Genomic DNA, 11,063 nt, shown 5'->3' with positions numbered 1-11,063 from the left:
CGTAAAAATTTGGATGCAAAAAAGGCCCCTCTTGCGAGAAGCCCTTTTATACGGATGTATGTTTCTTAAAGATTCTAGCGCGTCATGCGGACCTTAGCCATCATGCCGGTACCACGGTTGCGGATGAGGCACACGCCCTGCACCTTAGTCTGGGAACCATCACGCAGAATGTTCTTCGCTTCGGTCATGTTGCGAGCCGTAAAGCTTGCCACCTTCTTGCCCGTCAAGTCGAACACGTCGTAAGTTGCAGCAGCAATCGCATTCATACGAACCATCTGACGGATACCCACTTCGCCACCTTCATCCGGGTCCTTGGCATCCTTGCCAGACGCAAACTGAATGTAGTCGATGTCCATCCAGTCGCCCGTCACCGTAAAGCGGAGGATATGCTTCCCTGCCGGGAGCTTCACATTCGCCTTCACCTTGCTGTAGTCGTCATAGTTTTCTTCGCCATCATTCTTCGGCACGGCAATCGATTCCGTAATATCGTCGCCATCGATGGAGAGCTTGAAGCTAGAAGTTGCATTGGCAGAAGCCACAGCAGCAAACATCGTGTAGTCGCCTTCAGCAGCCACATCCACGGTGTATTCCAGCCATTCATCGGCCTGGTTGTAACCGACGACATAGCCCGTAGCCTTCTTGTAGATATCTACGCCAGTGCCTTCGCGGTAGCTCTTGCCACCATTGCTTTCGGCACCGTGATCATCAGAATCGTTATCAGCGTAAGAATCGTTACCTGCGCCATAACCCGGTTCATCGAAGTTTTCCATTTCAATCTTGCCCGGGATTGCCCAAGCCTTGCCGCCAAACGGCTGCTGCGGCTCCGGTTCGCGCTTCGTGCCCTGAAATTCCCATTCGAGAACGCCCATGGTAGAGTCCTTGCCATTGTTCTTGAACACGAAGAACACCTGGTCAACAACGCCGGTGAGGCCCTTCATTGCGCAATCGTTATCCACGAAGGTCTTGTTATTAGCGGTCTTAGCAAGTTCGCAAGTACCGGCGAGCGTACCGCTTGCGCTACCCGTATGGATTTCAATCTTGTTGCCTTCGCCCACGTTTGCGGCCTTGATGCGGAGGTTTTCAGCACCCTTACCGAAGTCCACGCCAGAAACACGAATCCAAGATTCGCTACGGCTCGTGAGTGGCAAGAGCACATGCACAACGGGCTTGCCCTGAGTCCAGTCCGTACGGCTACGGATGTTCATCTGCTTGGAGCTCGTCGTTGCCTTGTAGGTCTTGTACGGGTCAAAGTTCTTGATCTGCTTCGGTCCTTCACGGGTGAAGGTGAGCTTGTTCATCTTGTCGCCATTCCAGGTGAGTTCGTCGATAGACACGCTTCTGTGGTTTTCATAGTTCGGATTTTCGGAACGCACGCCAGCCTGAGTCGTTGCAGCCGGGTGGTTGTCAGAAGTCACCAAGCGACGGTCGTGGTAAACGGCATACCACTTGTCCTTGAACGGAGCAAAGCCCTGGTGGTTGTTGCCGCCTTCGCCGTGAGCGTCGGGCACAGAGCCAATGCCCGGAATAACCGTACCCACAAAGGTATACGGGCCCCAAATATTGTTGGACATACCATAGTCAATCACCTGGCTACGGTTGTTGAAGCTCAAGTAATAGGTGCTACCCTTCTTATGCAAGTAAGGAGCTTCGAAGGAGTTTGGCAAAGAAACCTTCTTCAAGGAGTTCTTGTCGAAAGTAATCTTGCCGTTGCTTTCGGTAAAACTGATAATGTCGAAGTTGTTGCCGTAGGGGCGCTGGCCGCTTTCGCCACCACCGAAAATCACGTAACCCTTGCCGTCGTCATCAATCAAGATGCCCGGGTCAAAGCAATGCGCGATGCCATCGCAGCCACCGATAAGGCTACCGCCACCTGCAATTCTATTGACGCCATGAGTTTCCTTAACAGGGTCGGTATAGGGGCCGTCGATAGCCGGGGCCGTAATCATGCCCACGCCGCTTGCACCATCAGGGTAAACAATGTAAACCTTGCCGTTTTTCACGGCAATGCCCGAAGCCCAGGTGTTGTTCGGATAGTTCCCGAATTCACGCCTGGAACGGAAAATCATGCCGTGATCAGTCCAGTTCTTCATGTCTTCAGACGTGAAGGCGTAAAGGCCGACAATATCGTAGTTCCAGTTCGTCTGGTTGTTATAGTCATCCACATCGGTCAAGATGTAGAACGTATCACCGTCAGAGGCGCAGGAAGGGTCCGCCAGATAGTGATAGCTAGAAATAGGGTTGTCAGCAAGCGCACTTACACCAAAGCCAGCAAATAAGCCCAGTGCAGCCAAACGTTTCATGTTCATACACACTCCTTCGGACCAGCCATACACCGCCAATCCATCCATTATTAATCTACCTCCAAACAACAAAAAAAGACCTGCAAAGCAATGCAGGTCCATTGATAAAATGTCAATAGTGGATAAATCTACTCTTCTTTCCGGACAACGCTCTTCTTCACAACCGGGGCGTACGGGTCAAAGATACCGTAGCCAAAGACTTCGACATCGTCCACCCAGACTTCCGTATCCATAGCGCCGAAGATGCCAATCTTTGTGACACTGTCCTTCACCGCTTCCCAACCGTAGTTACCGCCATTGCTGTCAGCCGTATCCAGTTCCGCCGGAATCACGGTAAACTGCGTCCAGACCGTATCCGCATCGAAATGGCGCCAAGACTTGATATTATCGGAACTCGTCACGGAATCGTCATTCACGAACCTGTCGAACGAGAACGAAATTCTCGACGGAGTCGAGACGCGGACCCAGAAGCGGATAGAATCCAAATCGCTCATGTTGACATAGCCACCCAGTTCACGACCGATAAGAGCCCAGTCCCACTGAGCCGCAGAATCGCGTTTGCAGATAAAGTGTGCCGCCTTGCCTTCGCGACCAAGACCTGCCGATTCAATATTAAAGGTGACCTCCGCATTGAGCGATGCCGCAGCTTCCCACGCACCGGCGCCATTTTCAAAGTCTTCGAATACAAAGTACGTCTTGACGTAAGCGGAGTCGCCGAGGTAAAGGGCGTTTTCACTGGAGTCAGAACCGACGTCCGCTTCAATTCGGCCATATTCCGTAACCGAGTCAACGCCAGCTTCGTTCACGAATGCGACGATCTCGACATTGCCGTTCGGGAGCGATTCAAATTCAAAGTAGCCCGTGGAATCCATCGAGACCTGGTAGTCCAAGCCCTGCACAGAGACCGTAGCGGAACTGCGCACCAGCTGCGGAAGACCGACTCGACCGGAGACCTTGGTCGGTTCCGAAACTTCGACCGTCAACGGAGTCGTCGAATCCGATTCAACGTATGCAATCTTTTCAAAGCCCTTCAAGTTCAGGGAATCGCTACGAGCTTCAATCACGTAAGAGCCCGACGGAACGCTAGACAGGACAACGCGTCCCTGTTCGTCGGTTTCAAAGTGCAACTGGTAGAGGGAGTCCGATCCAAGTTCGGATGCACCGGACAAATAAGATTCAGGGCGGACAATAACGTCCATACGTGCAGCAGGCGTGCCATCGGCCAATTGAACAAGCACCGCGATGGAATTCTCAGTTTCCATCGACGATCCCGCGGTACGACCGCTATCGCAGGCGACATTGAACAGAGCCAACGTCGCCAACCCATATGTCCACGCCCGTTTAATCATTTTTTATCTCCTGCACCTTCCCCTACTATTATAGTATTTTCCGACGCCCCTCCTTTACGGGCAACCGGGTAAAATGCCATAGAAAGCTGCATAACACGATCAGGATTCTTGGCTCCGTCTACTCTTTTCTGAACCAGACGGCGGAATTCCCTCAACATGTCGCCCAAATCCTCGAAGCAGGACTGGTCCACAGAAAGGGTCAGTGTAGAAATATTGCGTTCATTGACGGGGACGTTTTCGAGCGCGTCGCTCGCAAGGCTCAACACCTGGCGCTGGAAATTGCGCACAGCCTTTGCCTTTTCGGGGCCCCCTACTGTCAAATGAGCTTCGGTAAGTGCGAGCTTGCCCGATGCAAGCTTCTTCACGAGACCGACGCTCTTCAAAGTTTCAATGGCTTCGAGAGCCTGTTCCTCAGTGATCGGCGGGCAGATGTCCTTAGCAATCTGCTTGACGTTTACAACGCCACCGTTCAATTCCAGGTAGGCGCGTACCGCAGGAATCCACCAGTTTTCGAGGAGTTTAAGTTCAGCAGCCTGCAAAGAATGGCGTTCCACGTCGCGGAGCGAGAGTGCCTTCGCCATGAGTTCTTCGCGCTTAGTCTTATCCTTGCTGACAGCAGCAGAATAAAGGAGGTCGAAGTATTCGGCCTCGCGACCACTCAGCGCAAGGATTTCCTTTGCCGCAGGTAATGCATGAGCAGGCAAGTGCTGCTTCTTTTGCAATACGCGATAGAGATAGCTGGAGTCTAGCCCGAGCTTATCACCCATCATGCGGTAGCTGTAGAAGGGCATCTCGACCTTGCGCCTGTCGTAGAATTCCTTCAAGAAGTCGCGGTAATCCGCTATGTCAGAAAAAGTAACCATCAATATCTAAAATATTTAAAACTTACCGCCGATGCCCTACTCTGTAAACATTTGGTATGGATATTTTGTCAATGGGGAACAGGTAGTAGGTTTTAAGGGTTAGGGAACGTGTCATCCTGAACGGAGTCCGTAAGGGCGATGTCGAAGGATCTAGTCATTGGTTAATAGTTATTAGTGGATAATTAAAGATAATAAATGCGCAGAAAGGATGTAGAATGGCGTTTTTGGGGAAAACGGCGAAATTTACGTGAATTAAACCTCCCTCAAAACTAAAACCCTAGCCCATCCTCCCCACATCCATGTTTCTCAGCTTCTTTCGCAGCATCGTACAGAGCGAGTTCATCGAGCGTGGCGTAAATGAGATTTTCATCCGCGCTGTCAATTAAAAAATCCGCCTGAATCGAGATGGCATCGCTATCTAGGTTGCAAATGACATCGCAGACTCGCCGTCTCTGCTCAAGAGAAAGGCAATTAAAGGAAACCCCAATAGATGACGAAGTATCACCGCTAAAGCGGGTAAAATTCACCCCCATGCTGTTGCAAATTGCAGTGCGTAGTTCTTCGCGCATCTCCGCCAGCCGTTTCAGGGTTGTTGTCCAGCTCATCTTGGGAAACTGCGATACATATCGATCCAAGTGTTCCCTGACGTAAGGCACGCTCCATTCTGCAAGACCATCCTTCCCTACATAAAATGTTTCTACGGGGTACCCCTCCCGCATGTAATCGATATCCACACTGACGACATCTCGCCGATAAGGGTCCACAAACATCTTGCCCTCGTTATCGCGGAACGGGAAATCCACCGTTCTATCATTGACTTTGATTTTGACACGAATGTCGTACGCCGGGTGGAGCGCCAAAAACATTTGTTCCACCTCTTCGCATATCCAGCGTTTTTTTCCGAAAAGCATAGGTTCTCCTTTTTACCGATACAAGTTACGGCAATGGCCTCATATTACTGTAATACGTAGTCATATTCGTCGCCATCGCGCGAATTCACAAAGGTCTCGAGTTTCTGAAAATGGTAGTCATCGACATTTAAGAGTTTCACAGGAACCTCTGCAAGAATGAACATTTATGTATCGGTTGCGAAAATTCGCAATGTAAACTCGACTGAAATTTTTTTTAATGAAGAACATAAGCTCTTTTTAAATCTACAGCCGACAGCTGACGATTTTTTTCTTTTTCCGTTTTACATTCACAAGTTTCAATAACGATATAATAGTGAACACTTTTTTAAGGAGGTCCCTATGGGATACGCAGTTATCAAAAACAAGCAGACATCCACCCCTACGCCAAAGCAGATCCAATACGCCACAGTCGAGCGTTTTGTAGAGTTCGCAGAAACATTGGTCAGCGACGATTATAAGAACCTTGAAGAATTCCTAGCCGATGCCAAGAAACAGTGGGCAGAATTTGTCGAATTCGAAGAAGGCAAACTGACCGATGAAATCGTAGCGGCAGCGGCATCCCAGCTGGAACATTTTTTCAAGAATGAGAACGTTTAATTTTTAAAGGAGACAACCATGTCACAACCCAAAGTCTACACAACAAAAAACGGCACAAAAATTGTCAGCTACACCAAAGAAAAGAAGGTTATCCACGACAAAAATAACCGAACCTGGGCAACCAAGGGCTGTAAGTAAAAAGCTCTTTAGTAACCTCCTGGTTGAAGAAAAGCCCGGTGACCTTTAGGTCATCGGGTTTAGTGTTTTCAGCAAAAAGAAAACGCAAAAAAAAGGGAACGCTTTTGCGTTCCCTTTCTTTTCACCAACATCAAAACCACTTAGGCAAATGTTGTCTGAGCGGACTTTTCACAAAAATTCCACAAACATCCGTCATTTTTGAGACTCGCCACTGATTGACATCTCCATTGAACTTGGAATCACGAAACATATAGCACATATAGTTTACAGAAGATACATCCCACAAGCTAATATTCCCCGTGAACTCAGAACCGCTAAACATTTCAGACATGTTCGTCACATTAGACACATCCCATCGACTAATATCGCCATTAAATTCAGACATCATAAACAACCCACTCATATTTTTCACATTTGACACATCCCATTGGCTGATATCACCTGTAAAGACGGACTCAGCAAACATTTGAGACATACTTGTCACGTTAGAAACGTCCCATTGACTGATATCGCCATTAAATTCAGATGCAAAAAACATTAGATCCATCGAAAACACATTCGACACGTTCCAGCGACTGATATCGCCATTGAACGCAGACAAAGCAAACATTCCGCTCATGTCAGCCACATTCGACACATTCCAATGGCTGATATCGCCATCAAAAGCAGAATTATAAAACATCTTGCGCATATCAACCACGTTCGACACATTCCAGCAACTGATATCGCCAGCAAAGCTCGAACTAAAAAACATTTCATGCATATCTGTTACGCTGGATACGTCCCAATGGCTAAGATCACCATTAAAGGCTGCGCCATAAAACATTCGGCTCATGTCAGCCACATTCGACACATTCCATTGACTCACGTCACCATTAAAGGCCGACTCAAAGAACATTTCGCTCATATCAGTTACGCTTGAAACATCCCAGCGACTGATATCACCGTTAAATGCAGAACTTAGGAACATATACCTCATATCAGTCACATGCGACACATTCCATTGACTGATATCGCCCACAAACCGGGTATTGGCAAACAACCCCTTCATCATGGTCACTTTCGACACATCAATAAAATTGAGGTCGCAATCCGGACCATATTCCTTAATCGCCTCGTTCACCAAATCTCTAATGGTTTCATTCGTGGCAACAACCTTTTCTTGCATACTACGCCTCCTTCTCGGCACTGAAAGAAAAATTTTCCAACTCATCAATCGTCTCCCTTGTCAGACGATCGTACATCAGGTCACACATCGGAGCGATGACATTCGCAATCTCTTTGATTCGGAGTTTTTTGTCCTTACTCTCATCGCAAGCATTTTTCAATATATGCGAAGCACGGTTCATAGCCATTATAACAATGGCCGCTTTACCAATATCGGAATGATTTTGTAAAACTTCGCAGAACGACAAATACTCCTCTTCCGTTATCCGATAAAAATCGACAAGAGCCCTTTTCAAAGCTTCAGGTTTATCTTTGTAGTATTTGTAACGGGCATCAATATTGTCTCTCATAAAGACCTCCAGAAGAACGATTACATATTCATTTCGTTCTGAAGATGAGACATTGTCAAATATATTTTTAAAGGCTCCTTAAAAAAGGAGCCCTGTCGCAATAAGCGATAGAAGTTTTTTATTTCGAAAAAGGAAAAATATAATCCTGCGGAGGCGTAAACATATTTGCCACAGATGGATGGTCAACTTTAAATTTTTATTCATTAGATTCTTGTTCAGTCATTAGATTACCTTGAAAAACACGAATAATACAAAAAGTTATTTCTATTCAATACTTCCGTTTATTAGATTCTATGGAATTAAGTTTTTATCACACAAGGGATACCATTTGGGAGGATTATTCTCAAGCGGAGAATAATTAAACATACATTTCATATTTTCCACATTAGATACATTCCAGCAGCTTATATCTCCATCGAATTTAGAGTCTTTAAACATTTCAGACATATCCGTTACGTTAGACACATCCCAGTGACTTATATCCCCATTGAATTTCGAGCCCCAAAACATACTTGACATATTTTTTACATTCGAAACATCCCAATGGCTTATATCTCCATTGAATTTTGAGCAAGAAAACATACCTTGCATATTCATCACATTTGAGACATTCCAATCACTGATATCACCAGTAAATTCTGAACCAAAAAACATATCTTGCATATCCATTACATTGGATACATCCCAGTGACTAAGATTTCCAGTAAACTTCGAGCAATAAAACATGCCCGACATATCTTTTACATTCGAAACGTTCCATTGATCAATATCACCGGTAAAATTTGAATTACCAAACATATTTGACATATCCATTACATTGGATACATTCCAATAGCTAAGAGAACCATCGAATTTCGTCGCCCAAAACATAAAAGACATATTTTTTACGTTTGAAACGTTCCATCGACCAACATCACCAGTAAAATTTGAATTACTAAACATACTTGACATATCAACCACATTCGAAACATTCCATTGACTAATATCGCCATTGAATTGGGAATCATAAAACATTTCATTCATATTTTCTACATTGGACACATTCCACGCACTGATATCTCCGGTAAATTTTGATTTCGCAAACATTTCCCGCATATTCGTCACTTTTGAAACATTCCAGCGACTTATATCACCGGTAAATTCCGAATACGAGAACATTCCTCGCATATTCATCACATTTGAGACATTCCAATCACTTATATCACCGGTAAATCTTGATTTCGCAAACATTTCCCGCATATTCGTCACTTTTGAAACATTCCAGCGACTTATATCACCGGTAAATTCTGAATACGAGAACATTCCTCGCATATTCATCACATTTGAGACATTCCAATCACTTATATCACCGGTAAATCTTGATTTCGCAAACATTCTTTTCATATTTTTTACTTTTGAAACATTCCAACGACTAATGTCACCATTAAATTCAGATTCCGCAAACAACTCATACATATCTGTAATTTCAGAGACATCTATAAAATTCAAATCACAACAAGGCCCATTTCGATAAATAGCAATATCAATTAAAGCCTTGAGATGTTCACGCCCTCTAGCTACGATTCTTTTATTTTCACCATTCATCCTATCTAATTGATTTTGACATTTTTTTTCTAACCACAATTTCGACTTCCCGTTTTTTTCAAATAAAGACCACTTAAACATATCAGCTATATCACACGAATCCGAAACATTCCATTCATCTATATTTTCATTAAATCTCGATCCTTGAAACATTCGCTGCATATAGGCCACATTTGAAACATTCCATCGATCTATATCACCAGTAAATTTCGAACGTCGAAACATTGCGTACATATTAAACACATTTGAAACATTCCATTGACTAATATTCCCCTTAAACATAGAACAACAAAACATTCTTGACATACTTTCTACATTAGACACATTCCATTGACTGATATCGCCAATAAAACGAGTCCTTTCGAACATTCCGTTCATACATTTCACATTTGACACATCCCATTGGCTAACATCGCCATCGAATTGCGAACCACAAAACAATCTTTCCATATTTTTTACGTTTGATACATTCCAGTTGCTGATATCACCATTAAACAGCGATTTCTCAAACATATTTCCCATATTCACTACATTGGATACATTCCATCTGCTGATATCGTCATTAAAATGCGAATTCATGAACATTGAAGACATGTCTATCACGCTAGACACATCCCACGCACTTATGTCACCATTGAATCGCGAGTACTCAAACATGCTACACATTTGTTTTACTTTGGAAACATCCCATAAATTGATATTTCCACTAAATTGTGAGAAAGCAAACATGCCATACATACTTTCCACATTAGCCACATTCCATTGACTGATATCGCCATTAAAGATTGAGTCCGAAAACATAAACGACATGTCCGTCACACTAGAGACATTCCAACAACTAATGTCATTATTAAAAACAGACCCATTAAACATTGAAGACATATTCGTCACATTAGATACATCCCACGCACCAATATCACCATTGAATTGCGAGAAATCAAACATTTCCCGCATGTCAGTCACATTCGACACATTCCAATGGCTGATATCACCGTTAAATTTGGAACACCTAAACATTGAAGACATATCAGTCACATTAGATACATTCCATTGACTGATATCACCGTTAAACTTGGAGTATGCCAACATCCCACACATTTGCTTCACTTTAGAAACGTTCCACAATTTGATATTTCCACTAAATTGTGAGAAAGCAAACATTTCGTTCATGCTTTCGACATTAGACACATCCCATTGGCTGATATCACCATTGAATTCTGAATTAGAAAACATGCCGCTCATATCCGTCACACTAGAAACATCCCAACAGCTGATATCATTATTAAAAACAGACCCATTAAACATTGAAGACATATTCGTCACGCTGGACACATTCCATTGACTTATGTCGCAGTTGAATTTTGAATTGCAAAACATTCTCGACATATTAACTACATTGGATACATCCCATAGACTGACATCAGCATCAAAAGAAGAAGATTCAAACATCAAAGACATGTCCTTAACATTGGATACATTCCATTGACCTATATAACCGTTGAAACCTGAATCAGCAAACATTCTATACATATTTGCAACTTTTGAAACATCCCAAAGACCAATATCGCCATCAAACGATGAATTTTCAAACATCTGAGACATATTCGTCACATTAGATACATTCCATTGACTGACATCACCGTTAAACTTAGAGCCGTAAAACAAATAACTCATATCCGTCACTTTCGAGACATCAATAAAATTTAAATTGCAATGATTTCCATTTTGTTCTATAGCATCATGAACCAATTTCCAAACATTATCATTTGTTGCAACAACTTTTTTTTGCATATTCAGCCCTTTT

At 44.1% G+C, this 11,063-nt stretch carries 8 protein-coding genes; 1 reads left to right on the top strand and 7 read right to left on the bottom strand.

Annotated features, from left to right (window positions below; all coding sequences use genetic code 11):
* Positions 1-74: 74 nt before the first annotated feature.
* The 4 genes from BUC30_RS10740 to BUC30_RS10725 form a co-directional block, all read right to left on the bottom strand.
* Positions 75-2,306: a carbohydrate-binding protein gene (locus tag BUC30_RS10740; protein WP_073424855.1), complete on the bottom strand. Its 2,232-nt coding sequence runs from the start codon at positions 2,304-2,306 to the stop codon at positions 75-77.
* A 122-nt stretch (positions 2,307-2,428) separates the two neighbouring features.
* Positions 2,429-3,649 carry a hypothetical protein gene (locus BUC30_RS10735; protein WP_073424854.1) on the bottom strand — a complete coding sequence of 407 codons (1,221 nt, stop codon included), beginning with the start codon at positions 3,647-3,649 and terminating at the stop codon, positions 2,429-2,431.
* Positions 3,646-4,512, bottom strand: coding sequence for a DUF4423 domain-containing protein (locus BUC30_RS10730; RefSeq protein WP_073424853.1), 867 nt, complete (start codon positions 4,510-4,512; stop codon positions 3,646-3,648). The genes BUC30_RS10735 and BUC30_RS10730 overlap by 4 nt, the downstream gene beginning before the upstream one ends.
* Before the next feature lie 269 nt (positions 4,513-4,781).
* Positions 4,782-5,423, bottom strand: a complete 642-nt coding sequence (locus BUC30_RS10725; RefSeq protein ID WP_073424852.1) for a hypothetical protein — start codon at positions 5,421-5,423, stop codon at positions 4,782-4,784.
* Positions 5,424-5,762: 339 nt separating this feature from the next.
* Between BUC30_RS10725 and BUC30_RS10720 the strand changes: the two genes are divergently transcribed.
* Positions 5,763-6,020, top strand: coding sequence for a hypothetical protein (locus tag BUC30_RS10720; RefSeq protein ID WP_073424851.1), 258 nt, complete (start codon positions 5,763-5,765; stop codon positions 6,018-6,020).
* Between the two features lie 268 nt (positions 6,021-6,288).
* On the opposite strand, the gene BUC30_RS10715 is transcribed toward BUC30_RS10720, so the two are convergent.
* The 3 genes from BUC30_RS10715 to BUC30_RS16120 all read right to left on the bottom strand — a co-directional run bounded on the left by BUC30_RS10715 (position 6,289) and on the right by BUC30_RS16120 (position 11,050).
* Positions 6,289-7,326: a BspA family leucine-rich repeat surface protein gene (locus BUC30_RS10715; protein WP_073424850.1), complete on the bottom strand. Its 1,038-nt coding sequence runs from the start codon at positions 7,324-7,326 to the stop codon at positions 6,289-6,291.
* A 1-nt stretch (position 7,327) separates the two neighbouring features.
* Positions 7,328-7,675: a hypothetical protein gene (locus tag BUC30_RS10710; RefSeq protein ID WP_073424849.1), complete on the bottom strand. Its 348-nt coding sequence runs from the start codon at positions 7,673-7,675 to the stop codon at positions 7,328-7,330.
* A 291-nt stretch (positions 7,676-7,966) separates the two neighbouring features.
* A complete protein-coding gene (locus BUC30_RS16120; protein ID WP_073424848.1) occupies positions 7,967-11,050 on the bottom strand; it encodes a BspA family leucine-rich repeat surface protein in 3,084 nt (1,027 codons plus the stop codon).
* Positions 11,051-11,063 lie beyond the last annotated feature (13 nt).

This window comes from Fibrobacter sp. UWB7 (assembly GCF_900142945.1).
In the GTDB taxonomy this organism is placed as follows: Bacteria; Fibrobacterota; Fibrobacteria; order Fibrobacterales; family Fibrobacteraceae; genus Fibrobacter.
Note: the sequence above shows the minus strand (reverse complement) of the source record. Positions and strands in the feature narration are given on the sequence as shown.

Bases quoted from the DNA above. Each gene is read 5' to 3' on its own strand.
- BUC30_RS10715 (WP_073424850.1), bottom strand. From the start codon at position 7,326: ATGCAAGAAAAGGTTGTTGCCACGAATGAAACCATTAGAGATTTGGTG.
- BUC30_RS16120 (WP_073424848.1), bottom strand. From the start codon at position 11,050: ATGCAAAAAAAAGTTGTTGCAACAAATGATAATGTTTGGAAATTGGTT.
- BUC30_RS10710 (WP_073424849.1), bottom strand. From the start codon at position 7,675: ATGAGAGACAATATTGATGCCCGTTACAAATACTACAAAGATAAACCT.
- BUC30_RS10735 (WP_073424854.1), bottom strand. From the start codon at position 3,649: ATGATTAAACGGGCGTGGACATATGGGTTGGCGACGTTGGCTCTGTTC.
- BUC30_RS10740 (WP_073424855.1), bottom strand. From the start codon at position 2,306: ATGAACATGAAACGTTTGGCTGCACTGGGCTTATTTGCTGGCTTTGGT.
- BUC30_RS10720 (WP_073424851.1), top strand. From the start codon at position 5,763: ATGGGATACGCAGTTATCAAAAACAAGCAGACATCCACCCCTACGCCA.
- BUC30_RS10730 (WP_073424853.1), bottom strand. From the start codon at position 4,512: ATGGTTACTTTTTCTGACATAGCGGATTACCGCGACTTCTTGAAGGAA.
- BUC30_RS10725 (WP_073424852.1), bottom strand. From the start codon at position 5,423: ATGCTTTTCGGAAAAAAACGCTGGATATGCGAAGAGGTGGAACAAATG.